Annotated in this window: 24 protein-coding genes; 13 read left to right on the plus strand and 11 right to left on the minus strand. The window is 70.9% G+C overall.

Features of this window, described 5'->3' with window-relative positions:
- Positions 1-34: 34 nt before the first annotated feature.
- Both KBO27_RS08675 and KBO27_RS08680 read right to left on the minus strand, forming a co-directional pair.
- Positions 35-220: a hypothetical protein gene (locus KBO27_RS08675; protein ID WP_210969459.1), complete on the minus strand. Its 186-nt coding sequence runs from the start codon at positions 218-220 to the stop codon at positions 35-37.
- A 131-nt stretch (positions 221-351) separates the two neighbouring features.
- Positions 352-909, minus strand: a complete 558-nt coding sequence (locus tag KBO27_RS08680) for a YceI family protein (protein WP_210969460.1) — start codon at positions 907-909, stop codon at positions 352-354.
- A 153-nt stretch (positions 910-1,062) separates the two neighbouring features.
- Between KBO27_RS08680 and KBO27_RS08685 the strand changes: the two genes are divergently transcribed.
- Both KBO27_RS08685 and KBO27_RS08690 read left to right on the plus strand, forming a co-directional pair.
- Positions 1,063-2,184: a VIT1/CCC1 transporter family protein gene (locus KBO27_RS08685; RefSeq protein WP_210969461.1), complete on the plus strand. Its 1,122-nt coding sequence runs from the start codon at positions 1,063-1,065 to the stop codon at positions 2,182-2,184.
- A 43-nt stretch (positions 2,185-2,227) separates the two neighbouring features.
- On the plus strand, positions 2,228-3,013 hold the full coding sequence (locus tag KBO27_RS08690) for a methyltransferase (RefSeq protein ID WP_210969462.1): 786 nt from the start codon (positions 2,228-2,230) through the stop codon (positions 3,011-3,013).
- A 48-nt stretch (positions 3,014-3,061) separates the two neighbouring features.
- Here the strand turns inward: KBO27_RS08690 and KBO27_RS08695 are convergent, their stop codons facing one another.
- Together KBO27_RS08695 and KBO27_RS34170 are read right to left on the minus strand one after the other, a co-directional pair.
- On the minus strand, positions 3,062-4,045 hold the full coding sequence (locus KBO27_RS08695) for an aldo/keto reductase (RefSeq protein WP_307870298.1): 984 nt from the start codon (positions 4,043-4,045) through the stop codon (positions 3,062-3,064).
- Between the two features lie 83 nt (positions 4,046-4,128).
- Positions 4,129-4,440 (minus strand): GNAT family N-acetyltransferase, encoded by a 312-nt coding sequence (locus KBO27_RS34170; RefSeq protein WP_210969463.1) that lies wholly within the window; start codon positions 4,438-4,440, stop codon positions 4,129-4,131.
- A 75-nt stretch (positions 4,441-4,515) separates the two neighbouring features.
- Between KBO27_RS34170 and KBO27_RS08705 the strand changes: the two genes are divergently transcribed.
- Entirely contained in the window at positions 4,516-5,508 is a 993-nt protein-coding gene (locus KBO27_RS08705; RefSeq protein ID WP_210969464.1) for a pirin family protein, read from the plus strand.
- Positions 5,509-5,580: 72 nt separating this feature from the next.
- Positions 5,581-6,585 carry an NADP-dependent oxidoreductase gene (locus KBO27_RS08710; RefSeq protein WP_210969465.1) on the plus strand — a complete coding sequence of 335 codons (1,005 nt, stop codon included), beginning with the start codon at positions 5,581-5,583 and terminating at the stop codon, positions 6,583-6,585.
- Between the two features lie 5 nt (positions 6,586-6,590).
- On the opposite strand, the gene KBO27_RS08715 is transcribed toward KBO27_RS08710, so the two are convergent.
- Both KBO27_RS08715 and KBO27_RS08720 read right to left on the minus strand, forming a co-directional pair.
- A complete protein-coding gene (locus KBO27_RS08715; RefSeq protein ID WP_210969466.1) occupies positions 6,591-7,391 on the minus strand; it encodes an SDR family oxidoreductase in 801 nt (266 codons plus the stop codon).
- A gap of 57 nt (positions 7,392-7,448) precedes the next feature.
- The gene (locus KBO27_RS08720; protein ID WP_210969467.1) at positions 7,449-8,021 is read right to left on the minus strand and encodes a hypothetical protein; all 573 of its coding nucleotides are present in this window, start codon (positions 8,019-8,021) and stop codon (positions 7,449-7,451) included.
- Positions 8,022-8,327: 306 nt separating this feature from the next.
- Here KBO27_RS08720 and KBO27_RS08725 point away from each other — a divergent pair, with 306 nt between their 5' ends.
- Complete coding sequence (locus KBO27_RS08725; protein WP_210969468.1) at positions 8,328-9,494, plus strand: fumarylacetoacetate hydrolase family protein; 1,167 nt, start codon at positions 8,328-8,330, stop codon at positions 9,492-9,494.
- Positions 9,495-9,553: 59 nt separating this feature from the next.
- On the opposite strand, the gene KBO27_RS08730 is transcribed toward KBO27_RS08725, so the two are convergent.
- On the minus strand, positions 9,554-9,712 hold the full coding sequence (locus tag KBO27_RS08730) for a hypothetical protein (RefSeq protein ID WP_165943868.1): 159 nt from the start codon (positions 9,710-9,712) through the stop codon (positions 9,554-9,556).
- Positions 9,713-9,927: 215 nt separating this feature from the next.
- Here KBO27_RS08730 and KBO27_RS08735 point away from each other — a divergent pair, with 215 nt between their 5' ends.
- The 5 genes from KBO27_RS08735 to KBO27_RS08755 all read left to right on the plus strand — a co-directional run bounded on the left by KBO27_RS08735 (position 9,928) and on the right by KBO27_RS08755 (position 15,175).
- Complete coding sequence (locus KBO27_RS08735; protein WP_210969469.1) at positions 9,928-10,332, plus strand: DUF5313 family protein; 405 nt, start codon at positions 9,928-9,930, stop codon at positions 10,330-10,332.
- Positions 10,333-10,466: 134 nt separating this feature from the next.
- Entirely contained in the window at positions 10,467-11,309 is an 843-nt protein-coding gene (locus KBO27_RS08740) for a nitrilase-related carbon-nitrogen hydrolase (protein WP_210969470.1), read from the plus strand.
- A gap of 11 nt (positions 11,310-11,320) precedes the next feature.
- Positions 11,321-12,715 (plus strand): dihydropyrimidinase, encoded by a 1,395-nt coding sequence (gene hydA / locus KBO27_RS08745; RefSeq protein WP_210969471.1) that lies wholly within the window; start codon positions 11,321-11,323, stop codon positions 12,713-12,715.
- Between the two features lie 11 nt (positions 12,716-12,726).
- A complete protein-coding gene (locus tag KBO27_RS08750; protein ID WP_210969472.1) occupies positions 12,727-13,725 on the plus strand; it encodes a TIGR03842 family LLM class F420-dependent oxidoreductase in 999 nt (332 codons plus the stop codon).
- Between the two features lie 109 nt (positions 13,726-13,834).
- Positions 13,835-15,175, plus strand: coding sequence for a uracil-xanthine permease family protein (locus tag KBO27_RS08755; RefSeq protein WP_210969473.1), 1,341 nt, complete (start codon positions 13,835-13,837; stop codon positions 15,173-15,175).
- On the opposite strand, the gene KBO27_RS08760 is transcribed toward KBO27_RS08755, so the two are convergent.
- Positions 15,172-15,828: a TetR/AcrR family transcriptional regulator gene (locus KBO27_RS08760; protein WP_132674232.1), complete on the minus strand. Its 657-nt coding sequence runs from the start codon at positions 15,826-15,828 to the stop codon at positions 15,172-15,174. The two genes, KBO27_RS08755 and KBO27_RS08760, sit on opposite strands and share 4 nt — an antisense overlap.
- Positions 15,829-16,161: 333 nt before the next feature.
- Between KBO27_RS08760 and KBO27_RS34175 the strand changes: the two genes are divergently transcribed.
- Entirely contained in the window at positions 16,162-16,296 is a 135-nt protein-coding gene (locus tag KBO27_RS34175) for a hypothetical protein (RefSeq protein ID WP_268952329.1), read from the plus strand.
- A 382-nt stretch (positions 16,297-16,678) separates the two neighbouring features.
- Positions 16,679-17,236, plus strand: coding sequence for a class I SAM-dependent methyltransferase (locus KBO27_RS08765; RefSeq protein WP_132674265.1), 558 nt, complete (start codon positions 16,679-16,681; stop codon positions 17,234-17,236).
- A 290-nt stretch (positions 17,237-17,526) separates the two neighbouring features.
- Here KBO27_RS08765 and acnA read toward each other — a convergent pair whose 3' ends face one another.
- Complete coding sequence (gene acnA / locus KBO27_RS08770; RefSeq protein ID WP_307870299.1) at positions 17,527-20,325, minus strand: aconitate hydratase AcnA; 2,799 nt, start codon at positions 20,323-20,325, stop codon at positions 17,527-17,529.
- Positions 20,326-20,659: 334 nt separating this feature from the next.
- Here acnA and KBO27_RS08775 point away from each other — a divergent pair, with 334 nt between their 5' ends.
- Entirely contained in the window at positions 20,660-21,610 is a 951-nt protein-coding gene (locus KBO27_RS08775; RefSeq protein ID WP_307870300.1) for an EamA family transporter, read from the plus strand.
- Positions 21,611-21,770: 160 nt separating this feature from the next.
- Here KBO27_RS08775 and KBO27_RS08780 read toward each other — a convergent pair whose 3' ends face one another.
- Positions 21,771-26,141 (minus strand): cation-translocating P-type ATPase, encoded by a 4,371-nt coding sequence (locus KBO27_RS08780; RefSeq protein WP_210969476.1) that lies wholly within the window; start codon positions 26,139-26,141, stop codon positions 21,771-21,773.
- A gap of 17 nt (positions 26,142-26,158) precedes the next feature.
- On the minus strand, positions 26,159-26,569 hold the full coding sequence (locus tag KBO27_RS33510) for a hypothetical protein (protein WP_246536602.1): 411 nt from the start codon (positions 26,567-26,569) through the stop codon (positions 26,159-26,161).
- Positions 26,570-26,583: the final 14 nt, after the last annotated feature.

Here is a 26,583-nt window from a genome sequence, read left to right on the forward strand (position 1 = left end):
CTGCTTTCGGCGGTGCCGAGCAGCCGAGTTCGTGCTACTTCGAGTGGAAGAGGGCCTCGAAGAAGGTGGTCAGCGAGCCGATGACGGTGGTCACCGCGCCGACGATGGTGGTGACCGCGTTGCGGACCGCCTCAGCGGCCGAGACGGGATCGCGCACGAGCAGGGAGCCGCACACCAGCACCACGAGAATCACGATCACGGTCACGGCTTTGCGGTTCATGCGATCAGCCTCCGTCGGTCCGCCCGGCGCCGCAGGAACCCTACCTTGCACACCCGTCCCAGCCGTCACGCGACGGCGTCACGCGTGTCACGTCTGGGACGGGTGTGCCGCAGCGGCGCCGGCGGGTGCCGTCAGGCCTTCTTGACCGCGGAGATGTCGAGCTCGACGGTGATCTTCTCGCTGACCAGCCAGCCGCCGGTCTCCAGCGCGGCGTTCCAGGTCAGGCCCCAGTCCTTGCGGTTGACCTGCAGCCCGCCCTCGAAGCCGACGCGGACGTCGCCGAAGGGGTCCTTGGCCTGGCCGGTGCACTCCAGGTCGAACTCGACCGGCTTGGTGGTGCCCTTGATCGTGAGGTCGCCGGTGACGCGGAAGGTGTTCTCGCCCTGCGGCCGCACCCCGGTGGAGGTGAACACGATCTCCGGGTGGTTGTCGATGTCGAAGAAGTCGGCGGTGCGCAGGTGCTCGTCGCGCTGCTCCTGGCCGGTGCTGATGCTGGAGGTCTTCATCCGCGCGGTCCCGGTGGAGTTGGCCGGGTCGTCGGCGTCGATGCGGATCTCGCCCTCGACGTCGAGGAACTGCCCGCGCACCTTGGTCACCATCGCGTGCCGGGCGACGAATCCCAGCCGGGAGTGCGCCGGGTCGATGGTGTAGTCGCCGGTGAGCTTTCCGAGGTCGGTGGCTTCGCTCATGGGTGGTCGCTCCCTGGTCTTCCCACGGGGGTTCGGACACCACCGACTATGCCGTAGAAGTTTCAACCACGCGGGGACTCCGCCGCTCGTCCCTGGAACGGGTGAGCGGCGAGTCGAGTGGTGACCGCGTGTCGGCGCTGGGAGGCTGCACGCGTGCAGGACAAGATCAGTGACGGCCGTTCGATCCGACGCTGGCGGCGACGGCTCGCCGACGAGCGCGAGGAGGCCCGCGTCTACCGGAGCCTGGCCGCCCGCCGCAGCGGCGAGGAGCGGGAGATCCTGCTCGGTCTGGCCGAGGCCGAGGAGCGGCACGCCCGGTACTGGGAGGACCTGCTCGGCGACGAGATCGGCCCGCAGCGGCGCGGCCAGTTCCGGATGCGCTTCCTGGTCGCCTTGGCGCGCCGCTTCGGCTCGGTGTTCGTCCTCGCGCTGGCCCAGCGCGCCGAAAGCCGCTCGCCGTACCACTACGACCAGGACGTGCCCGCTTCGATGGCGGCCGACGAGCGGATCCACGAGGAGGTCGTGCGCGCCCTGGCCGCGCGCGGTCGCGCCCGGGTGTCGGGGTCGTTCCGCGCGGCGGTCTTCGGCGCCAACGACGGTCTGGTCAGCAACCTCGCGCTGGTCCTGGGCGTGATCGGCGGCAACCTGTCGTCCGAGGTCGTGCTGCTGACCGGGTTCGCGGGCCTGCTGGCCGGAGCGCTGTCGATGGGTGCCGGCGAGTACATCTCGGTCCGCTCCCAGCGGGAACTCCTCGCCGCGGCCACCCCGGACCCGCAGGCCCGCGCGGTCGTCCCGCACCTCGACGTCGACGCCAACGAGCTCGCCCTGGTCTACCGGGCCAGGGGCATGGAGGAGGCCGAGGCGCAGCGCCGCGCCGACGCCCTGCTGCGGCAGTTGCGATCGACGCTGCCGCACGCCCACCAGGAATCCGACGTCACGCCTGAGACCGGCCGAGGCGCTGAGGCGTCGTCGGAGGCCTCGGACGACCACGAGGTGGTCGGCTCGGGTGCGAAGGCGGCCGTGTCGAGCTTCGCGTTCTTCGCCTCCGGTGCGCTGATCCCTGTCTTGCCCTTCGCCGTGGGCCTGACCGGAGCGGTGGCGATCGTGGCCTCGGTCGTGCTGGTGGGACTCGCGCTGATGCTCACCGGCGCCACGGTCGGCGTCCTGTCCGGAGCCGCCCCGCTGCCCCGAGCCCTCCGGCAACTGGCCATCGGCCTGGGAGCCGCAGCGGTCACCTACCTGCTCGGCGTCCTCTTCGGAGCCACCGTCGGCTGACCGACGCAGGTGCCGTGAAAGGTGGCGGTTGGATCGTGGCGGCATGGCTGCTCAGCGATACATCTTCAACACGGCAGAGGCGGGGGAGCATCGGCGTCTGCTCGAACAGGCTCAGGTGTGGGACCGGCTGACGTTCCGCAGGCTTGGTGAGATCGGCGTCGGCGAGGGCTGGCGATGCCTGGAGGTCGGTGCGGGGAGCGGAACGGTGGTGCGATGGCTCGCCGACCGCGTCGGGCCGACCGGGCACGTGGTGGCGACCGATCTCGAGACGACGTGGCTGCGAGCGATCGAGGCGTCCAACGTCGAGGTCCGCGAGCACGAGATCAGCACCGGCTCGCTCGGTGACTCGGTCTACGACCTGATCAATCTGCGGTTGGTGCTCGTCCACCAGCCTGATGAGCAGGCGGTGCTGGACAAGCTGGTCAAGGCACTGGTGCCGGGCGGGTCGCTGCTCGTCGAGGAGTACGACATGCGGACCTTGCCGGCCTGCTCGCCGCCGGACGACACGTGGCGCTCGGTCGGCGGAGCCTCCGTCGAGTTCTTGGAGAAGAGCGGGCTCGACGCCCATCTGGGGATCAGGCTTCCGGGACTGCTCGAGACCGCGGGGTTGGTCGACGTCGATGCCGAGGCGGTCGGGTTTCCCCGGCGGATCCCGGAGATTCCCGCCTGGCGGACGCAGATCGTCGAAATCCGCGAACCGCTCATCGCGACCGGGCTGGTCACGCCCGAGCAGATCGACGAGGTCATCGCCGGCTTCGACGACGAGAGCTGCCGGCTCGTCGTGCACGGGCCGACGATGGTGTCGGTGAGGGGGCGCAAGCCCGCGTGACGGCCGTGGTCGACGGACCGGTGAGCCCGTCCACCACGGCCGGGGTGGTCAGCGGTCGAGGCGGGACATCCCGTCCGGGTGGTAGCGCTCGCCTGCGGCGGTGCCGGGCGGGAACTGCTCGGACAGCTCCGCGACGAGCTCCGGGCTGAGGGTGACGTGGGCCGCCTGGACGTTGGCCTCCACGCGCGCGATGCGGCGGCTGCCCGGGATCGGCAGGACGTCCTCGCCCCGGGCCAGCAGCCACGCCAGCGCCAACTGCGCCGGGGTGATCCCGAGGCGATCCGCGTGCTCGCGCAGCGGCCGGGTCAGCTCGATGTTGCGCTGCAGGCTCTCCTCCTGGAACCGCGGGTAGCGCTTCTTGCGGACCTCCAGGTTCTCCACGTCGGAGGCGTTGGTGAACGAGCCGGTGAGCACCCCGCGTCCCAGCGGCGAGTAGGCCACCAGGCTCACGCCCAGCTCGCGGGTCGCCGGCAGCAGCTCGGCCTCCGGGTCGCGGGTGAACAGCGAGTACTCCTGCTGCACCGCGGTGATCGGGTGCACCTGGTGCGCGCGGCGCAACGTCGCGGCGCTGATCTCCGAGAGCCCGATGTGGCCGATCTTGCCCTCGGCGACCAGCTCGGCCATCGCTCCGACGGTGTCCTCGATGGGCGTGGTGCGGTCCAGCCGGTGCAGGTAGTAGAGGTCGATGTGGTCGGTGCCCAGCCGGGACAGGCTGGCGTCCACGGCCTGCCGGACGTACTCGGGCTTGCCGCCGCCGGTCTCCTTGTTGGCGCCGAACTTGGTGGCCAGCACGACCTCGTCGCGGCGGTCGGCCAGCAGTCCGCTGATGAGCTGCTCGTTGTGGCCGTCGCCGTAGACGTCGGCGGTGTCGAGGAAGTTCACCCCGAGGTCGAGCAGCTCGTTGAGCAGCTTCGCCGATTCGGCGTCGTCGGCGGTGCCGTAGACGCCGGACAGGCCCATCGCGCCGTAGCCGATGGCGCTGACCTCGGGACCGTTGCGGCCGAGTCGGCGACGTGGGGGAATGTCGGACACGGATCGGCTCCTGATCGCGTAGGTGGTGGTGATCGCCAGCCTAGCCCCGGTGGTTAGCGGGGCTCACAATCTGGGACGTGGTGTCACAGCTCGAAACCGGCGCGGCGCTCGGCGGGGACCAGGTCGACGTAGTCGGGGTGCTTGGCGATCCAGCCGCGCACGTACGGGCAGAACGGCAGCACGGCCAGCTCGCGCCCCCGGACCTCGTCCAGCGCGGCGCGCACCAGCTTGCTCGCCAGGCCCTGACCGCTGAAGCCGTCGTCGATCTCGGTGTGGGTGAACGAGATCTGCCCGGGCTTGAGCTTGTACTCGGCGAAGCCGGCCAGCTCCCCGCCGACGCGGACCTCGAAGCGGTTCGCGTCGGGGTTGTCCTTGATCTCGGGCTCGGTGCTCACCGCTGCTCTCCCGTCGTTGGATGATGGTTCAACAATGATTGTGCATGCTTGAGTCGGCTGGAGGAGGCTGAGGACGTGAGCAATGTCGAGAACGACCCCGACGAGCTGCGCTGCGGAGGCGTGGCCACCGCTGCCGCGCAACCCGAACTGCTGCGACCGCGCGAGGTTCCGCTCGGCGGCCCGCGCGCGATGCTGGTCGGCCGGACGCTGCCCAACCGCGACCGCCGGATGGTCGGGGCCTGGTGCTTCGCCGACTTCTACGGTCCGGCGGACATCTCGGGCCAGGCGGGGATGCAGGTCCCGCCGCACCCGCACACCGGCCTGCAGACCGTCAGCTGGCTGCTCGACGGGCAGGTCCTGCACCGGGACAGCGTGGGCAACACGCAGCTCGTCGAGCCGGGGCAGCTGAACCTGATGACCGCCGGTCGGGGCATCTCGCACTCCGAGGAGTCCCCGGCGGATCACTCGGCGATCCTGCACGGCGTGCAGCTCTGGGTCGCGTTGCCCGCCGACGAGCGGGGCGTGGCCCCGCACTTCGAGCACCACGGCGACCTGCCGGTGATCACCACGCCGGAGGGCTCGGTGATGGTGCTGATGGGTTCGCTGCTCGGCGCGACGTCGCCGGCCAAGACCTACACCCCGCTGGTCGGCGCGGAGCTGACCATCAACCCCGGTGCGACCATGCGCCTCCCGGTCGAGCAGGACTTCGAGCACGCGGTGCTGGCGCTGTCGGACCTGGTGGTCGACGGCCGGGAGGTGCGCACCGGCGAGATGCTCTACGTGGGGCAGGGCGGCGGCGACGTGACGATCGAGACAGGCGGCCCCGGTCGGGCGATGCTGCTCGGCGGCGTGCCGTTCGAGGAGGAGATCGTCATGTGGTGGAACTTCGTCGGCCGCACCCACGACGAGGTCGCCCAGGCCAGGGCCGAGTGGGAGCAGGGCCGCGAAACCTCCGACGAGCGAGGGCGTTTCGGTGTCGTGCGCGGATACGCCGCGCCCGCGCTGCCCGCTCCGGAGCTGCCCAACGCGGCGTTGCGGGCGCGCGGGCGGGTCCGAGATCGATCTTGATCGTCCCCCGGCGACCGGCCCGTGCCACCGCGTAGAGTCCGGGGAAAGTGTTCTGATGAAAGGAGCAGTTGAATGAGCAAGGGCCTGGAGATCCGCCTCGCGTCCCGTCCGCAGGGGTTGCCGACGATGGACAACTTCGACTTCGTCGAGGTGGAGGCTCCGCAGCCGGGTGACGGGGAAGTGCTGGTCCGCAACCTGGTCATGAGCGTCGACCCGTACATGCGGGGACGGATGAACGAGGGCAAGTCCTACGTGCCGCCCTTCGAGGTCGGCGAGGCCCTCCAGGGCGGTGCCGTCGGTGAGGTCGTGAGCAGCAACGCCGAGGGCTACGAGCCCGGCGACCTCGTGCTGCACATGCTGGGCTGGCGCGACTACGCCGTCGTGCCCGTCAAGCACGCCACCAAGGTCGACGCGAACGTCGCGCCGCCGAGCGCCTACCTCTACGTGCTCGGCATGCCCGGCATGACCGCCTACGCGGGTCTCGTCGAGGTCGCCGAGCAGAAGGAGGGCGACGTCGTGTTCGTCTCGGGCGCGGCGGGCGCGGTGGGCTCGTTGGCCGGCCAGATCGCCAAGCTGCGCGGCGCCAAGAAGGTCATCGGCAGCGCCGGTTCCCCGGAGAAGGTCAAGTACCTGCTCGACGAGGTCGGCTTCGACGCGGCGTTCGACTACCACGACGGACCCGTCCGCAAGCAGCTCAAGGAAGCCGCGCCCGAGGGCATCGACGTGTACTTCGACAACGTCGGCGGTGAGCACCTCGAAGCCGCGATCTCGGCGTTCAACGACTTCGGCCGCGCCGCCGAGTGCGGGATGATCTCGCAGTACAACAACGAGACCCCGCAGCCCGGCCCGCGCAACATGATGATGATCGTGCAGAAGCGCCTGAAGCTGCGGGGCTTCATCGTCAACGACCACGCCCACCTCCAGGACGCGTTCGTCAACGAGGTCGGCGGCTGGCTGGCCGAGGGCAAGATCAACTACCGCGAGACGGTCGTGGAGGGCCTGCGCAACGCCCCCGACGCGTTCCTGGGCCTGATGCGCGGCGACAACACCGGCAAGATGCTGGTGAAGATCGCCTGATCAGCTCACTGGGCGGGGTGGTTGCGCAGCCACTCCGCCCAGGTGGTCCGGCCGTGCCGGTCGTTCGGGCACGTCCAGTCCGACGCGATGCGCCGCAGGCGCTTGGGAGCGGGAACATCGAGCACGCGCGGCTTCCTCCCGCGCGCCTCTTGCCAGGCCGTCAGCGCCTGCTTCAGCGTGAGCACCTCGGGACCGCCGAAGTCCGGACGCCGCCCCGACGGCCCCTCGGTCACGCATCCCGCGAGGTAGTCGGCGAAGTCGCGCTCGTCGACCGGCTGCGTGCGCAGCTCACCGGGCAGCGGGATGACGGGAAGCCGTGCGGCGCGACCGAACATCCGGTCCAGCAGCCAGTGGAACTGGGTGGCCCGCGCGATCGACCACGGCACGTCCGAGACGCTGACCAGCTCCTCGGCGGTGTGCTTGAGCCGCAGGTAGGGCAGCGCCGGTCGGTCGACGCCGACGATCGAGACGTGGACGAAGTGGCCGACTCCCGCGGCCGCGGCGGCTTCGATCAGCCGCGAGGTGCCGTCGACGTCGACGTCCGGTGGGCTGCGCCAGAAGTCCACCGGCAGCAGGTACCCGCGCTGCGCGCCCGGCGACCAGGTCGCCGCGTGCACCACGGTGCTCGCCCCGGCGACGAGCTCCTCGATGCCCGTGCCGACGGCCAGATCACCGGGCACCCATTCGACGTCGGCGTCCGTGCCCGGGTGGCGGGTGAGCACCCGGACCTTGTGCGTCGGCTTGAGCAGGCGAACCAGTTGACGTCCCAGATGACCGGTGCCACCGGTGATCGCGACCGTTTCCATGGGCCGGCACCTCCCGGGATCGACGATCCCACTGGTGCGCGGCCTCCGCGAGCGGCGTCAGCTCCCCAGCAGCGGACCGGCGAGGCCGTCGACGACGCCCCCGACCAGCGGCAGCAGACCCGGCTTCGGCTCGGACGTCGGGCTGGGCTGGGACGGCTCCGTGGTCTGGCTCGGCTCGGAAGGCTGAGTCGGCTGGGAGGTCTCGGTCGGCTCCGAGGGCTGAGTGGGCTCGGAGGTCTGCGTCGGCTCCGACGTCGGCGTCGGTTCGGACGTCGGCGTCGGCTCGCTGGTCGCCGACGGGGTGCTCGTCGGGTCGGTCGTGGTCGACGGCGCGGAGCTGCGCGCGGTGGTCTCCTCGGAGGTCTCCGATGTCGGCGCGGCGGGCTTCGGTCCTGCCATCGCCGGTGCGGTCGGTGCCGGCGGCGGCACGATCGGGACGACCGGGGGAGTGCCGGGGTTCGCCTCGGGCGTCATCAGCTGCGGCAGGTACTGCCGGGACGGCGCTGAGGCCTGGGCCCGCGCGGCGTTGGCCGGCTCGGGCATCGCCACCTCGTCCGCGCGCGTCTGCGAGTAGTGCGCGCTGGTGGCGGCGATGACGGCGAGCACCGCCGCGGTCGTGTAACCGAGCACCGGTGCGGTGTACCGCCACGCGGCGCCACGCCGGTGGCGTCCTCGCCCGGATCGCGCCAACGACGACCTGCCCACTGCCACTCACCCCACTGCCGGTTGATCCGTTCCGCCCAAAGACTCTCACCCGAACGAGTGAGAGTCGATCGAACCTTACGTCACCATCGCGCCCGTTCGCCAGCTCCGTCCTGATTCCTCCCGGACGCGGGACGAGGCGCGCTCTCCTCCGGATGGCGGGCACTCGGAAAGCAGCGGGGCGCGCGGTGTTCGGGGCGCTATGTTGCCGTCGAGCCGAACGAGAGGTGCGACGTGAAGCTGCTCGACGACGTCAGTGACGTGCTGCCCACCGACCGCGACGCGGCCACGCTGGTCGGCCGCGTGCACGACCCGCAGGAGTCCGGCCCGGCCGTGGTCGCCGTGCGCGGCGACCAGCTCGTCGACCTCACCGACACCGTCCCGACGCTGACCGACCTGCTGGAGCACCGCGATCCCGTGGAGCTCGCCCGCACCGCCGCACCGCGCAAGAGCTGGCCGCTGGCGAGCGCGCTCGCCGCGACGATCGACGGCGGGCCGGGGCCGAGGTTGCTGGCGCCGGCGGACCTGCAGGTGCTCAAGGCGGCCGGGGTCACCTTCGTCAAGAGCATGCTGGAGCGGGTCATCGAGGAACGCGCCGCGGGCGATGTGACCCGGTCGGCGGAGATCCGCGAGCAGGTGGAGTCCGCGATCGGCGGCACCCTCGCCGCGATCCGGCCGGGCTCGGAGGAAGCCCGCGCGGTCAAGGAAGTGCTGGTGCGCGACGGGCTCTGGTCGCAGTACCTGGAGGTCGGGCTCGGCCCGGACCCGGAGATCTTCACCAAGGCGCCGCTGCTGGCGGCGGTGGGCGCGGGTGCCGAGATCGGCATCGCGGAGGGATCGGACTGGAACAACCCGGAACCCGAGGTGGCGCTGGCGATCCGCGGCGACGGCCGGATCGTGGCCGCGACGCTGGGCAACGACGTCAACCTGCGTGACGTCGAGGGCCGCAGCGCCCTGCTGCTGCCCAAGGCCAAGGACAACAACGCCTCGGCATCGCTGGGGCCGTTCCTGCGCCTGTTCGACGACGGGTTCGGCCTGGACGACGTGCGGAACCTGGACGTGCGGCTGGAAGTTCGGGGTGAGGACGGGTTCGTCCTCGACGGGCACAGCTCGATGCGCGAGATCAGCCGGGACCCCGAGGAGCTGGCCGCGTCCGCGCTGGGACCGCACCACCAGTACCCGGACGGGCTGATCCTCTACACCGGCACCCTCTTCGCGCCCACCGAGGACCGGGGAGCGCCGGGGAAGGGCTTCACCCACCAGGTCGGCGATGTGGTGCGGATCTCCACCCCGAAGCTCGGCACCCTCGCCAACCGGGTCAACCGCAGCGAGCGGTGTCCGCAGTGGACCTTCGGCGTGCGCTCCCTGCTCGCCAACCTGGTCCACCGCGGACTGCTCTAACCCCCTTCTGGCCCCCTGGAGAGAGCGTCACCGGCCCGTGAAGGTGGGCCGGTGATCGCTCAGTTGTGGTCGGACAGGCGCGCGCTGCGCTTCACCTGAGCGGCCACGTCGCGGAGCCCCCGCCGGGTGCTCATCGACCCGGTGCCCTCCAGCGCGTCGGTGAACATCACGAACCCCAGAACCAGAACCAGCAGCATTGCCACGACGACGACGAACACTTTTCCTCCCCTTTCCGACTGCGGTATCGAGCTCCCGCAATCCCTCGTTACTACTGGGACGCGCTTCACCCGCCGGCGTGGCGCCAAATCACCCGAATGTGACGCAAGTCGCTGTCGGTGGTGCCGTCATGGCGTCCGGCGACGGGTGCATAGGATCGGCGCCGAGGGCCGAGCGGACGGTCCCGAAGCACTGCGACGAGGACTAACCTGGAGCCATGGCGACCACCCCGCCCGCGCCGTCATCACGACCCAACCCGGCGCAATGGGTCTGGTACGCCTTCGGCGGCAAGCTGCCGGACCGGTGCGCCGAGTGGGTGCTGCACGACGTCACCTGCCGCACCTGGGTGTGGCGGCACCTCGCCCGCGCCCTGACCCAGCTCGCCCCGTTCTGCGCCGTGCTGATGCTGTTACCCGGTCCGGCGTGGATCCGGTTGAGCTCGCTGGCCCTCGGCCTGCTGGTCGGGCTGTTCTACTCGGTCTGCTACATGGGTGAGACCGGTGAGCACCGCGCCATCAAGCACGGCTTCCCGCCCGGCGTCGCCCGTGACACCCGCACCATGCGCCGCGACGTCGATCGCGCCAACAAGCACGGCGTCGGCTACCGCCCCTGGTGGGAGTGACCCGGCTTCTGCCGTGGCAACAATTCGTCACTTTGCGTGATCGCTCGGTCATTGCGGGTGTTCACCTGTGGGCCTACGTTCGGTTTCATCCGCCCGAGATCCGGCGGGAAGTCCGAGCGGGAGGGGCCTCGTCGATGCCCAACGTCGTTCGCGCAGCACTCGTGCAGGCCAAGTGGACCGGTGACACCGCGAGCATGGTCGACGCGCACGAGCAGCACGCCAGAGCCGCGGCCGCGCAGGGAGCGCGGATCATCGGCTTCCAGGAAGTGTTCAACGCCCCCTACTTCTGCCAGGTCCAGGAGGACGAGCACCACCGCTGGGCGGAGGAGGTGCCCGACGGCCCGACCGTGCAGCGCATGTGCGCGCTGGCCCGCGAGCTGTCGATGGTCGTCGTCGTCCCGGTCTTCGAGGTCGACGGGCCCGGCTTCCGCTACAACACCGCCGCGGTGATCGACGCGGACGGCACCTACCTCGGCAAGTACCGCAAGCACCACCTGCCGCACCTGCCCGGGTTCTGGGAGAAGTTCTACTTCCGGCCAGGCAACCTCGGCTGGCCGGTCTTCGACACCGCGGTCGGACGCGTCGGCGTCTACATCTGCTACGACCGGCACTTCCCGGAGGGCTGGCGAGCGCTGGGCCTGGCGGGCGCCCAGATCGTCTACAACCCGTCGGCCACCAGCCGGGGCCTGTCGTCCTACCTGTGGAAGCTCGAACAACCGGCCGCCGCCGTGGCCAACGAGTACTTCGTCGCCGCGATCAACCGCGTCGGCGTCGAGGAGTACGGCGACAACGACTTCTACGGCACCAGCTACTTCGTCGACCCCTACGGTCAGTTCGTCGGCGAACCCGCCAGCGACACCGACGAAGAACTCCTGGTCCGCGACCTCGACCTGGACCTCGTCGAGGAGGTCCGGCGCAAGTGGGCCTTCTACCGCGACCGCCGCCCGGACGCCTACGGCCCGCTGACCCAGCCCTGAGGGAGACCGCGATGAGCAGAACCGTCATCCGCGGTGGCCTGGTGATCACCGCGACCGAGGAGATCGAAGCCGACGTCCTGGTCGAGGACGACACGGTCGCCGCCATCGCCACGCCAGGCGTGGCGCAGGACTGGACCGCCGACGTGGTGCTCGACGCCACCGGCCACTACGTCATCCCCGGGGGCGTGGACGCCCACACGCACATGGAGATGCCCTTCGGCGGCACCTTCGCCGCCGACACCTTCGAAACCGGCACCCGCGCAGCGGCGTGGGGCGGCACGACCACCATCATCGACTTCGCCATCCAGCCCGTCGGCCGCACGCTGCGCGAAGGCGTGGAGGCCTGGCACGCCAAGGCCGACGACAACTGCGCCATCGACTACGGGTTCCACGGCATCCTCTCCGACGTCGGCGACGGCGTGCTCAAGGAGATGGACGCGCTGGTGGACGAGGGCATCACCAGCTTCAAGATGTTCATGGCCTACCCGGGCGTGTTCTACAGCGACGACGGGCAGATCCTGCGCGCCATGCAGCAGGCGGGCGACAACGGCGCGCTGATCATGATGCACGCCGAGAACGGCATCGCCATCGACGTCCTGGTCCGCCAGGCGCTCGACGCCGGCCGCACCGATCCGAAGTACCACGGCCGCGTCCGCCACCCGCTGCTGGAAGCCGAGGCCACGCACCGCGCCATCAGGCTGTCCACAGTGGCCGGTTCACCGCTGTACGTGGTGCACGTGTCGGCCACCGAGGCCGTCGCCGAGATCACCAGGGCCCGCCACGAGGGTTTGCCCGTCTTCGGCGAGACCTGCCCGCAGTACCTGTTCCTCACCGTCGACGAACTCGCCGCGCCCGGGTTCGAAGGCGCCAAGTACGTCTGCTCGACGCCGCTGCGCCCGGCCGACCACCAGGAGTCGCTGTGGCGGGCGCTGCGCACCGACGACCTGTCGGTGGTCTCCACCGATCACTGCCCGTTCTGCTTCGCCGACCAGAAGGAGCTCGGGCGCGACGACTTCTCCAAGATCCCCAACGGCATCCCGGGGGTGGAGAACCGCCTGGACCTGCTGCACGACGCCGTGGTCGCGGGCCGGATCAGCCGTCGCCGGTGGGTCGAACTGGCCAGCACGGCCCCGGCGCGGATGTTCGGGTTGCACCCGCGCAAGGGCACCATCGCCCCGGGCGCCGACGCCGACATCGTCATCTACGACCCCGGCGCCGAGCAGGTGCTCTCGGCCGAAACGCACCACATGAACGTGGACTACAACGCCTACGAGGGCAGGCGGATCACCGGCCGGGTGCGCACGGTGCTGTCCCGGGGCGAGGCCATCGTGCGCGACGGCGAGTACCACGGCCGGCCCGGCCGGGGCCGCTTCCTGCGCCGTGAATCCTGCGGATACCTGAGCTGAGGAGCGCGGCAATGGACTTCGGACTCGTGCTGCAGACCGACCCGCCCGCATCGGTGCTGGTCGACCGGATGCGGCAGGCGGAGGACCTGGGGTTCACCCACGGCTGGACGTTCGACTCCTGCGTGCTGTGGCAGGAACCGTTCGTCATCTACAGCCGGATTCTCGCCGCCACCCGGCGGCTGCGAGTCGGCACGATGGTGACCAACCCCAGCACCCGGGACTGGACGGTGACCGCCTCGCTGTTCGCCACCCTCAACGACATGTTCGGGCCGCGCACCGTCTGCGGCATCGGCCGCGGCGACTCGGCTGTGCGCGTCACCGGCGGGAAACCCACCACCCTGGCCACCCTCGGCGAGGCGATGGCGGTGATCAAGGACCTCGCCGAAGGCCGCGAGGCGTTGCTGAACGACACCCCGGTGCAGCTTCCGTGGGTCCGCGACGGGCGGCTGCCGGTGTGGATGGGCGCCTACGGGCCGAAAGCCCTGGAACTGGCCGGGCGCCAGGCCGACGGGTTCATCCTGCAACTCGCCGACCCGTACCTGACCCGCTGGATGGTCGAGCACGTCCGCGACGCGGCGGAGCGGGCCGGGCGAGATCCGGGGGAGGTCACCGTGTGCGTGGCGGCTCCGGCCTACGTCGGTGACGACCTCGCGCACGCGCGCGAGCAGTGCCGGTGGTTCGGCGGCATGGTCGGCAACCACGTCGCCGACCTCGTCGCCCGCTACGGCGACACCGGGGACGCCGTGCCGGCAGCGCTCACCGACTACGTGAAGAACCGCGGCGGCTACGACTACTCGCACCACGGCCGTGCGGGCAACCAGAGCACCGAGTTCGTCCCCGACGAGATCGTCGATCGGTTCTGCCTGCTCGGCCCGGCCTCCGCGCACGTGGACCGGCTCGCCGAACTCCGCGAGATCGGCGTGGACCAGTTCGCCGTGTACGCCATGCACGACGCGATCGACGACACCGTGCGCGCCTACGGCGAGAAGATCATCCCCGTCTTCGGATGACCTGATCCGCGCGGTTGCCCGGCTGCGGCGGCAGTCACACGGGTGCCGGTTTGTAGAGTTCCGCTCGATCTAGCGGTCCCGCGCTGCGGGCGGAACAGGAAGGCTCGCCATGCGGCAGGGACTGGGCTCGAAGCTGGGCATCGGCTGGCGACTCCACGGCGACGGCGGAACACCGCGCCCGGGTGAAGCCGTCGCGCCGGACGAACGGCTCTCGTGGGGCCGGACGATCGGGCTCGGTGCCCAGCACGTGGTGGCGATGTTCGGCGCCACCTTCGTCTTCCCGGTCCTCATGGGACTCGACCCGAACCTGGCGATCATGGTCTCGGGCGTGGCCACGATCCTGTTCCTGCTCATCGTGCAGGGCAAGATCCCCAGCTACCTCGGCTCCAGCGCCTCGTTCGTCGGGGCCGTGACCGTCATCCGCGCCGGAGGCGGGGACAGCTCGGCGGTCACCGGCGCGATCCTGATCTGCGCGCTCGTGCTGGGTGCGGTCGGGGTGATCGTGCACTTCGCTGGGGCGGCGGCGATCCACCGGATGCTGCCGCCGGCGGTCTCCGGTGCGGTGGTCATGCTGATCGGCTTCAACCTCGCTCCCGTGGTCGCCGAGACCTACTGGCCGCAGGACCAGTGGGTCGCGCTGATCACGATGGTGATCGTGCTGGCGGCCAGCGTGCTGCTGCGCGGCTTCTGGGGTCGCGTCGCCGTCTTCCTCGGCCTGGTCGGCGGGTACGCGTTGTCGTGGGCGTTCGACGCGGTCTTCGGACCGATCACCGCGCCCGACGCGGACGGCAACGTCAGCACCCACCCGAGGCTGGACCTCAGCGGCGTGGCCGACGCGCCCTGGTTCGGGCTGCCGCAGTTCCACGCGCCCTCGTTCGACCTGGCCGCGATCATCGTCGTGCTCCCGGCCGTCATCGCGCTCATCGCCGAGAACACCGGGCACGTCAAGGCCGTCGAGCAGATGACCGGCAGCAGGCTGGACGGCAGCCTCGGCCGCGCGATCTTCGCCGACGGGTTCGCCAGCGCCCTGTCCAGCGCCGTCGGCGGCCCGCCGACCACCACCTACGCGGAGAACATCGGCGTCATGGCCGCCACCCGCGTGTACTCGACCGCTGCCTACTGGGTGGCGGCGATCGTGGCCGTCGCCTTCGGGCTGTGCCCGAAGTTCGGCGCGGTCATCGCCGCCACACCCGGTGGCGTGCTCGGCGGCATCACCGTGGTGCTCTACGGGATGATCGGCCTGCTCGGCGCCAAGATCTGGGTGGAGAACCGGGTGGACTTCGCCGACCCGGTCAACCTCCTGCCCCTGGCCGCCGGACTGGTCGCCGGCATCGGCGGGGTGTCGTTGCAGATCACCCCGTCGTTCGAGTTCAGCGGCATCGCCCTGGGCACCGTGGTGACGCTGGTCGGCTACCACCTGCTGCGCGCGGGCGTGACCCGCAGGAACTAGACGTCCACTTCCGGGGTGCGCACCACGACTTCCTGCGCGGAGATCGGGCGGCCGGGGAGCGGGCGGCTGTTGTCGGCGCGCAACCCGTCGAGCAGCACCGCGATGTAGCGGGCCGGGGCCACCGTGCGCAGCTCCTCGGGCAGCGCCTGCACGCCCTGCAGCGCCAGCGAGCTCAGCACGGCGATGTCGCCGGTGCTGATGTCGTCGCGCAGCGTCCCGTCGGCCTGGGCCCGCTTGACCAGGTCGTCGACCAGCGCCATGAACTCGTTGTTCACGGCCTCGGTGTTGGGGTCGGCGTTGATGAGCGCCCGCGCCCTGGAGGACAGGACGGTCAACCGGACCACGGTGCGCAGCGCCATGCCGCGGTGCAGGATCTGGCTGAGCGCGCGCCACGCGTCGGGCTCCTGCTCGATGGTCGCGCGGGTGTCCTCCAGCACGGAGCTGAAGGCGTCGTGGGCGACGGCCCGGATCAGCGAGTCCCGATCGGGGAAGCGGCGGTAGAGGGTGCCGACCCCGACACCGGCGGTTCGGGCGACCTCCTCCATGGGTACCTCGGTACCGCGTTCGGTGAACACGGCCTGGGCGGCGGTGATGATCCGGTCCCGGTTTCGGCGTGCGTCTGCGCGCAGTCGCGGCGTCGTTTCGGTGGTCATGATCCTCGATTCGGCCCTGTTGTGCTTCGGGCGGATTGTCGCATGCCGGGTACTCCGTTAAGGGGATGAGCGACGTCCATTTTGCTTTGCGGGGCGAACGATCGCACTACCTGCGACGTTCACCCGAACGTGACTGACTCGGCGGCTGCGGTGATCGACTGTTCGAGTGTCGTGCACATTACATCTGCCTGGTTTGGGAAGTCCCGAAACACGGCCGTAGGATTGGTGTGTACCGGGTTATTACCCAAACCTTCTTCCGATCGACCCGCTTGGGCGGGTATGTGCGTGCGCGCGTTCGGAAGGCGGGGCGGACAGTAGAAGGGAGGCAAGTAAGTGGCAACGGTGTGGGTGGCCCTGGCGGCCGAGGCGATCGTTCTTCTGGGTGCGGCCGGAGCGCTGACCAGCTGGGTCAGGCGTTCGGACGAGACCCCGGACCAGGTCATCGAGCCCGCCGGGCAGATCGCCTGAGGTAAGCGCGCGCACGGGCTTGCTCCCGCTCGGGACAAGCCCGTGAAGCTTTCCCATCGTTCTTGGAACGCAGTTCGTTACAGGTTTCGGCGCAATTCCGCGTCTTCTTTCCGCGACCGGTCGAGCACCTCCCGGTGAATTGCGGAATTCTTGATCTCCTCCTCGCGCCCCGTGGTGTGCGGCACTGCTGTGCGCCCGGTCGCAGATCGCCCGATAGGCTGGTGAGCACCAACGACCGGCTTCACCGATCGGGAAGGCATCCGTGACCTCTCCACACACGCCCAGCAGCCCGGACACCCCGACGACGCCCGTTGCGGGGCCGGGGAGCGGACGAGGGGGCGCGTCGGTGCTGCAGAACTACCGGACCTTCCTGCAGCGCGCGGTGAGCAAGCCCGGCCAGGTCGGTGCCGTGGCGCCCAGCTCGCCGCACCTGGCGCGCGAGATCGCCTCCGTGGTGCCGCGCACCGGTAGTCCCGTGGTCGTCGAGCTCGGGCCCGGCACAGGTGCCCTGAGCGCCGCCATCGCCAACCGGCTTCCCGCGGGTGGCCGGCACGTGGCGATCGAGCTGGACTCGGGCATGGTCGAGCACCTCAACCGCGCACTGCCGTGGCTGGAGGTCATCCAGGGCGACGCCTCGCACCTGGGAGCGCTGCTGTCGGCCGCGGGCATCGACCGGGTCGACGCCGTGGTCAGCGGCCTGCCGTGGTCGATCTTCCCGGCCAAGCTGCAGCACGACATCCTGCAGCAGGTTGGCTCGGTGCTCACCCCCGGCGGCGCGTTCACGACCTTCGCCTACCTGCACGCCCTGGGCATGTCCGGCGCCCGCCAGTTCCGCCGCCGCCTCGACGTCAGTTTCGACGAGGTCATCACCTCCCGAACGGTCTGGCGCAACATGCCCCCAGCAAGGACCTACGTCTGCCGCAGGCCGAACCTCCCCTAAGACAAACCACCGTCAGGCAAGCACCGAAGGTGCTTTCTCGGTACCCCACCTGAGCAACCGGTACCGCCGCGGGTTCTAACACGTCTTCTGGTGAGGACAGCCGATGTGTCGTGTATTGGCATACATAAGCCTCGGCTCCCGGAGCCAGAAGGCGTGTCAGGTTCCGCTACCCGCACCGCCAAGCAACACGACCACAGAGTCTTGTCAGTGAACGAAAGAACGGGCCCGGCTGGAGCTTGTGACTCCAGCCGGGCCCGTTCTTCACTGTCCTGCCAGGATAAAGCAGGGGATCAGGAGCGGATCATCTTGCGGAGGACGTACTGCAGGATGCCGCCGTTGCGGTAGTAGTCCGCCTCACCGGGGGTGTCGATGCGGACCTTGGCGTCGAACTCCACCTGGGAGCCGTCGGCCTTGGTGGCGGTGACCTTCACGGTCTCCGGGGTCTCACCGTCGTTGAGCTTGGTGATGCCGGAGAAGTCGAAGGTCTCGGTGCCGTCCAGGCCCAGCGACTTGGCCGAGGAGCCCTCCGGGAACTGCAGCGGGATGACGCCCATGCCGATGAGGTTCGAGCGGTGGATGCGCTCGAAGGACTCGGCGATGACGGCGCGCACGCCCAGCAGGCGGGTGCCCTTGGCGGCCCAGTCGCGGGACGAACCGGAGCCGTACTCCTTGCCGCCCAGCACGACCAGCGGGGTGTCCTGCGCGGCGTAGTTCTGCGCGGCGTCGTAGATGAACGCCTGCGGAGCGCCTTCCTGGGTGAAGTCCCGGGTGTAGCCGCCCTGCACGTCGTCCAGCAGCAGGTTGCGCAGCCGGATGTTGGCGAAGGTGCCGCGGATCATCACCTCGTGGTTGCCCCGTCGGGAACCGTAGGAGTTGAAGTCCTTTCGGTCGATGCCGTGCTCCGACAGGTACTGGCCCGCGGGGGAGTCCGGCTTGATGGCACCGGCCGGGGAGATGTGGTCGGTGGTGACCGAGTCGCCCAGCAGCGCCAGCACGCGGGCACCGGAGATGTCGGTGACCGGGGCCGGGTCCATCTGCATGCCCTCGAAGTACGGGGGCTTGCGGACGTAGGTGCTCTGCGCGTCCCACTCGAAGGTCTCGCCCTCCGGGGTGGGCAGCGCGCGCCAGCGCTCGTCACCCTTGAACACGTCCTGGTAGGAGGACGTGAACATCTCGTTGGTGATCGCCGAGTCGATGGTCTTCTGGACCTCCTGCGGCGACGGCCAGATGTCGCGCAGGTACACCGGGTTGCCCTCGGTGTCGTTGCCCAGCGGGTCGCTCTCGAAGTCGAAGTCCATCGTGCCCGCGAGGGCGTAGGCGATGACCAGCGGCGGCGAGGCCAGGTAGTTCATCTTGACGTCGGGGTTGATCCGGCCCTCGAAGTTCCGGTTGCCCGACAGCACCGAGGTGACGGTGAGGTCGTTGTCCTGCACGGCGGCGGAGATCTCCTCCGGCAGCGGGCCGGAGTTGCCGATGCAGGTGGTGCAGCCGTAACCGACCAGGTGGAAGCCCAGCTTCTCCAGGTACGGCCACAGGCCGGCCCTCTCGTAGTAGTCGGTGACGACCTGCGAGCCAGGGGCCATGGAGGTCTTGACCCACGGCTTGCGGGTCAGGCCCTTGTCGACGGCCTTCTGCGCGAGCAGCGCGGCACCGAGCATCACCGAGGGGTTCGAGGTGTTGGTGCAGGAGGTGATCGAGGCGATCACCACGGCACCGTGGTCGAGCTCGAACTCGCCCAGCTCCTCGGAGGCGATCTTGACCGGCTTGGAGATCCGGCCGTTGGAGCCGTTGGCCGCGGAGACCAGCTCCGGCTTGGCGTGCGGGCTGATCGACGTCGGGTCGCTGGCGGGGAAGGACTCCTCGCCGGCCTCGTCGAGGGCCGCGTCATCGGTGGGCGCGGCGGTGTAGTCGGTCAGCGCGGTGCGGAACGACTGCTTGGCCTCGGAGACCACGATGCGGTCCTGCGGGCGCTTCGGGCCGGCGATCGACGGGACCACGGTGGACAGGTCCAGCTCGAGGTACTCGGAGTACTCCGGCTCGTGGTCGGCGTCGTGCCACAGGCCCTGCTCCTTGGCGTAGGCCTCGACCAGGGCGACCTGGTCGGCGGGCCGGCCGGTGAGCTTGAGGTAGCGCACGGTCTCGTCGTCGATCGGGAAGATCGCGGCGGTGGAGCCGAACTCCGGGCTCATGTTGCCGATGGTGGCGCGGTTGGCCAGCGGCACCGAGGCCACACCCGAGCCGTAGAACTCGACGAACTTGCCGACGACGCCGTGCTTGCGCAGCATCTCGGTGATCGTGAGGACGACGTCGGTGGCGGTGGCACCGGCGGGGATCTCACCGGTGAGCTTGAAGCCGACCACGCGCGGGATGAGCATCGACACGGGCTGGCCGAGCATCGCGGCCTCGGCCTCGATGCCGCCGACGCCCCAGCCCAGCACGCCCAGGCCGTTGACCATGGTGGTGTGGGAGTCGGTGCCGACGCAGGAGTCGGGGTAGGCCTGGCCGTTGCGCGACATCACGGTGCGGGCCAGGTGCTCGATGTTGACCTGGTGCACGATGCCGGTGCCCGGGGGGACGACCTTGAACTCGTCGAAGGCGCCCTGGCCCCAGCGCAGGAACTGGTAGCGCTCCTTGTTGCGGCCGTACTCGAACTCGACGTTGCGCTCGAAGGCGTCGGGCCTGCCGAACACGTCGATGATCACCGAGTGGTCGATGACCAGCTCGGCCGGCGCCAGCGGGTTGACCTTGGAGGTGTCGCCGCCGAGGTCGGCGACGGCCTCACGCATGGTGGCGAGGTCAACGACGCAGGGAACGCCGGTGAAGTCCTGCATGATCACCCGGGCGGGGGTGAACTGGATTTCGGTGGCGGGTTCCGCCTTGGAGTCCCAGCCGGCCAGCGCGCGCACGTGGTCGGCGGTGATGTTGGCACCGTCTTCGGTGCGCAGCAGGTTCTCCAGGAGGATCTTGAGGCTGTAGGGCAGCCGCTCGGCACCTTCGACGGCGCTGAGCCGGAACACCTCGTAAGAGGCGTCGCCGACGTTCAGCGTGCCGCGTGCGCCGAAGCTGTCCTTGCTCGCAGGTGCAGTCACGTTCAACTCCATCTCGCGACGGGCGCAAGTTCGGGAACGATTGCGAGTCTCGCGCACGTCAGCTGAGCGTGCGCGGGGACTCGCGCTCTTCACCGCTAACAGTACGCGTGTCCTATAAAGCCGCTCAACAAAGGGTGACCTGACTGTCGATCACTTATGCGCGTTTCGTCAAAAAGCGCGAGTGTTTCCGCCCCGGGACGCGGTGTTTTCGGTTCTGGAACACCGGGGAGGCCGAATGTTCCGATCAACGGGCCTCAGGGGCACGAAAGTGGCGCCTTCCGGCGGTGTGGCACGCCAGTACCGGAGTTGCGGTTCGGCGTGCTTCGATGTGCCCGTGCGCTCACCGACTCATGATCCCCGCGCCATCGGCCTGCCGGTGGCCGTCGCATCCGCGATCTTCTTCGGCGGATCGGGACCGTTCGCCAAACCGCTGATCAACGCGGGGCTGAGCCCGCTGCACGTGGCCTGGTTGCGGCTGGCCGGGGGAGCGCTGCTCCTGCTGCCGGTGCTGCTGCGCCACCTGCCGGTGCTGCGCCGCGCCCCGCGCCTGATCCTCGGCTACGGCTTGTTCTCCGTCGCCGGGGTGCAGGTCTGCTACTTCGCCGCGATCGCGACCATCCCGGTCGGCGTGGCGCTGCTGATCGAGTTCCTGGGTCCGGTGCTGGTGCTGGGCTGGATCCGGTTCGTCCGCCGCGCACCGGTGAGCCGCTCCGCGGTGATCGGCGTGCTGCTGGCGGTGGTCGGCCTGGCGTGCGTGGTCGAGCTGTTCTCGGGGCTGAGCTTCAACCCGCTGGGCCTGCTGCTGAGCCTGGGAGCCGCTGCGTGCCAGGCCACCTACTTCCTGCTCTCGGATTCGACGGCGGACGTCGACCCGTTCGCGCTGGCCGGTTTCGGCCTGCTGCTGGGAGCCGTGGTGGTCACCGCGATCGCGAGGCCGTGGGAGATGGACTTCGGACTGCTGGCGGGTCAGGTGGAGCTGGCCGGGCACCCCGTCCCGGCGATGGCCGCCGTCGGGTGGGTCGTCGTCGGGTCCACGGTGCTGGCCTACCTCACCGGGATCGTCGCCGTGCGCCTGCTGTCCCCGCAGGTCGCCGGCGGCGTGGCTTTCCTCGAACCGGTGGTGGCCACGCTGCTGGCGTGGGTGCTGCTGGCGGAGGCGCTGGGAACCCCGCAACTGGTCGGCGGAGCGCTGATCCTCCTCGGCGCCTACGTCGCGCAACGCGCGGCGCCGTCGGACCGCGACGCGGGTGCGGTGACCGGCCCGGTCGGTTCGCCTGCGCCGTGACTCAGGCGGTGCGCAGCGCCGACTTCACCAGGTGCACGACCAGCGTCTCGATCACCGCGATGGCCGCTGCGGTGAGGATGTGGGTCAGGAATGCAGGCATCGGTGGCGTCCTCGTCCCGTTCGGTGGTGCTTCGACGCCTCCGACTGTGGGGCAGGCGGGTTAGCCCGGTTCGGAAGCCAGGTGGCCGTCGGGTGAACCCGCGCCCAATTCCGCAGGTCGGAGCAGCAGCGAACGCCCCACAGGCCACATCTGCCACACCCGCATCGCCACGGCGACGGCCACCGAGACGCCGAGCGCGATGGCCCACTGGTGCGGCAGCAGCGGGCTGCTGCCGAAGAACTGGCTGACGCCGGGGAGCTGCACCAGCGCGAACAGCACCAGCACCGAGCCCGCCGCCGCCAGCACCACCAGCGGCGTGCGCCCGCGCGAGGTCAGCGTCTGCGCCAGCTGGGCCGACACCAGCGCGACCAGCCCGGCCGTGCGGGCTTGCGCGGCGGTGGCCAGCGGCCGGGTCAGCGTCCAGGCCAGCCCCGCCGCCGAGGCGGTGGCCACGGCCCGCGCGCCGACCTCGCGCGCCAGCGCGGAGCCCAGCGATGCCTCCGGTCCCTCGGCCAGCAGCTTCTCCGGGGTCCGATCGGCGGGTGGCCGCACCGCGATGGCGATCGTGGGCAGCACGTCGGTGAGCATGTTGACCACCAGCAGCTGCCGGGCGTTGAGCGCGGCCGACGGGCTGATCAGCCCGGTGCCCAGCGCGTAGCCGATCTCGCCGAGGTTGCCACCGAGCAGCACCGCGAGGGCTTCGCGCACCGAGGTCCACATGCCGCGGCCCTCGACGATGCCGTCGGTGAGCGTTTCGATGCGGTCGTCGGCGACCACCAGGTCGGCAGCGTCCCGGGCCGCCGCCGTGGCGCGCGAACCGAAAGCGATCCCGACGTGCGCGAGGTTGATCGCGGGCACGTCGTTGGCGCCGTCGCCGGTCATGGCCACCACCCGTCCGGCGTCGCGCAGGCAGCGCACGATGCGGGCCTTCTGCGCCGGGGTGACCCGCGCGAACACCGCGATCTTGGGCGCCTCGCCGGCCAGCTGCTCGTCGTCGAGCTCGTCGAGCTCGGCTCCCGACAGCACCCGCTTGTCGCCGAGCATCCCCAGCTCAGCGGCGATGGCCTCGGCGGTGCTCGGGTGATCGCCGGTGATCATGATGACGTCCACACCCGATCGCCCCAGCTGTTCCACGGCATCCGCAGCGGTGGCGTGCACGGGATCGGCCAGGCCGAGCAGGCCGACGAGTTCGAGCTCGTCCACATCGGATTCGGTGAGCTCGTAGTCCTCGACCACCCGGCGCTCGGCTACGGCCAGCAGCCGGAAACCGCGCAGCGCCAGGCGTTCGACCTCGGCCTCGACGTCGGCGCGCGCCTCCGCGTCGAACGACCCGTGACCCCGCCAGCTCGCGCACTTGTCCAGCACCACCTCCGGGGCGCCCTTGACCGACAGCAGCCGGTCGGTGTGCACCGCGTGGAAACCGCGCGACGGTTCGAAGGGCAGCTCGGCCAGCACCTCTCCGTCGGCGGTCAGCCCGATCTCGCAGGCGCCGTCGAGCACCGCGCGGTCGGTCAGGTGCGGCAGCGGGTGGTCGTCCTGCGGGCGCGGGGTGGCGCGCAGGGCGGCGGCCACGACCTCCCGGTGCGCGTCCTGCAGCTCGTGCACCCCCCGGGATCCGCGACCGTCGGAGACCTCGCCGAGCGCGATCCGGCCCTGGGTGAGCGTGCCGGTCTTGTCGAAGCACAGCGCGTCGACCCTGCCGAGCGCCTCGATGGTGGCGGGGCTGCGCACCAGCACGCCGCGCTTGGACATCCGGCGCGCGGCGGCGAGCTCGGCGAGGGTCGCCACGAACGGCAAGCCCTCCGGCACGGCGGCCACCGCCAGCCCGACCGAGCGGGCCACGGTCTGCCCCATCGGCACGCCGCGCAGCAGGTCGGAGGCGAACAGCAGCGCGCCCGCGCCGACGGAGACCGGCAGCACCTTCTTGGTCAGCTCCGCCAGCCTCGCTTCGACACCGGTGGCGTCGTCGGTGCCGGTGACCTGAGCGGTGGTGCGGCCGAGCTCGGTGTGCGAACCGACTGCGACGGCCACCGCGACGCCGGTGCCGCTGGCGATGACGGTGCCCTGGTAGAGCATGCAGGTGCGGTCGGCGACCGCGGGCGCGGTGGTGGGAGCGGCGGTCTTGGCGACGAGGTGGGATTCGCCGGTCAGTCCGGACTCGTCGACCTCCAGCGACTCCACCGACAGCAACCGGCAGTCCGCCGGAACGCCGTCACCGGCGCGCAGCTCGACGACATCGCCGGGGACGAGCTCGTCGGACGAGACGATGTCGGTGGTGCCCCCTCGGCGTCGTCGCGCCGGTGTCCGGCCGGAGGCCAGCAGCTTGCTGAGCTCGCGGTCGGTGGCGGCGCGCTGGACGCCGTCGATGAGCGCGCTGGCCAGCAGCACTCCGCAGATCAGCCCGGCGTCCACGACCGACCCGAGACCTGCGGAGATCACCGCCCCCGCGCCGAGCACGGGCGTGATCGGGGTGATCAACCCCTCGATCGTCGCCGCGAACACGCCGACCGGGGCGTGCCCGTCGTCGGAGGGGCGGTGCCGCTCGGCGGCCGAGGACGCGGAGAGCCCCCGCTCGGAGGTGTCCAGCGTGGACAGCACGGTCGCGGCGGGCATCGCGTGCCACGGCGTGCGCTCGCGGGGGAGCGGCGGCGGTCTGGTGGTGACGCGCAGGGCGACCCAGGCGCCGGTTCCGTAGGCCGCCAAGGTCGCGGCGTGCACCGGCATCGAAGCGCGGGCGGGGGCGCCGTCGGCCGGGCCGAACGCGGCGAACAGCGCGCCCAGCAGCGCGCCCGCCGCCGAGATGCCCGCTGCGTACCTGCTCGCCGACCGGGCCTCCCCGGCGGAGCCCAGCAGCAGGTCGAGAACCGCTGCGCCCGGGCAGATCACGTCCGCCGCCCAGGCCGCCGGGTCCGAAGTGGACAGGCCGATGCCCAGGTCCGCGGCGGACAAACCGTCTCCGTCGAGATGTGAGACCACCGCGACGACGGCGCCGTCGTCCTGCAGCGCCCGCACCGAGTCGACCAGCTCCGCACCGCCCGGCACCGCGCCGTCGACGGGCAGCCTGCGCTCCAGGCCGAACCCGGTCACGAGCACGTCGGAGGCGACCGATCGCGCGGTGTCGATCAGGGCCTCGGCGAGCGGGTCGAGCTCGTCGACCACCACCACGAGCGCCACCGTCCGTCCATCGTGGACCAGATCGAGAACCGTCGCCCCGCAGGCGATTTCGGCCTTCGCTGCGCGCCGGACCTGAGGCGGTTGGGCCGAGGTGTCCAGTGGAGCGACCGACCAGCTCCCGCTGCTGCGGTGCGCGGTGGGATCGGCGGGGTCGACGAGCTCGCCCGCGCGGGTGAACAGCTCCGCCGAGTCGGCGTCGTCGTCCAGCGGGATCACCGAGTCGACCGCGCGCCGGCCGGTCAGCAGGGCGGGGGCGTCGAAGACGATCGTGTCCACGCGGTCCAGCAGCCGCAGCGCGTCCGGTTCGAGCACGAGCGCGCCCCGCGAGGCCAGCGACGTGCTCAAGGTCGTCGCGAACGCCTCGCGCCCACCGGCGGCGGGCTTGGGCACCGCGGCCAGCAGTGCGGCCAGCGCGCGCTGCGGAGCGCGCGAGAGCGCGTAGACGGTGACCGCACCGCCCAGCGCCGCACCACCCGAGGCGTTGGCGACCCGTTCCACGGGCCCGTCGGGAACCGGGCGGGGACGAGGTCGGTGCGCGAGCGCGGGGCAGGCGTGCGGCAGCGCGTCCTCCCAGTGCTGCCAGGCCTGGTGCCGCGCGAGCGTCTCCCGCGCGGAGCAGAAGCGCCCGCACAGATCGGTCAGCGCACCCAGCGGACGGCCGGACAAGCCCTGCCCGGCGGCTCCGCCCAGCGCCAGCGCCAGGTCCAGCGGTCCGCGCCCGATCACGCGCTGCAGGCCACCGCGCATCCACGGCACCGAGTCGACCAGCGACACCGCGGCGGGCACCAGCGGCGAGACCAACCTCCCGGGCAGCAGCGCGCCCAATCCCGCGTAGCCCAGGCCCAGCGCGCTCACGGCCAACGCGCCGGCGTCGCGCAGCACGGCCTCGGCGTTGCCCGGGTGCCGCGGGCTGCGCGGCGCCACGTCCTGGTCTCCCAGCCCGAAACCGGTCTCGACCTCGCCGATGATCCGCGAGGGCTCGGTGAGGTCGGGCAGTTCGGGGTCGTGCTCGACGACCACCCGCCCGAGCACGCCGTTGACCTCGGCGCTGCGCACCCCGGCGAGCTCGTTCAACCGGCGCTGCACCTCGCGGACGGCGTCGTCGTTGCCGGGCAGGTGGGCGCCCCGCATCTCCAGGTGGCTGCGCTCGCGCCCGCGCCAGACGCGGCGGTCGCCGGGGGAGGTGGTGGCCGTGCGGGCAGCCTGCAACACCGGTGCGGCGACTTCGGCGGCTTGCGACAGCAGCCAGCGCAGCATCGGCATCCCCTGCGCGATCAGGCCGACTCGTCGCCCTGGTGCGCGTTGCGCTGCACCACGGCTGCTCCGATGCCGATCGCGGCGGCGACGGGCCACTCGATGACGCTGAGCGCCGCCGCGGCCGTCAGCCCGCTGTAGAACAGCAGCTGGTCGCGGGAGGGCAGCGCCCCGCGCACGGCGGTCACCGTCGAGGCGACCTCGTTGCGCCCGGGGATCTCGGGCAGCGGGATGTGCGTGGTGTGCAGCTGGGCGGTCACGTACGGCACGGGGATCGAGGCACCCGAGGACTGCTGCGAGGTCGACTCGGCGCGCGCGGACGTCCTGGCCGGCGAGGACGTCTTCTTCGACTGGGACGCCGACGAACGACCCTGCTTCGACGTCGGTTGCCTCCGGCCACGCTGCGCGGATCCGGTGGTGGTGCTGGCCATGGCGAAGACCTCCT

This window comes from Saccharopolyspora endophytica (assembly GCF_018070075.1).
Lineage (GTDB): Bacteria > Actinomycetota > Actinomycetes > Mycobacteriales > Pseudonocardiaceae > Saccharopolyspora > Saccharopolyspora endophytica.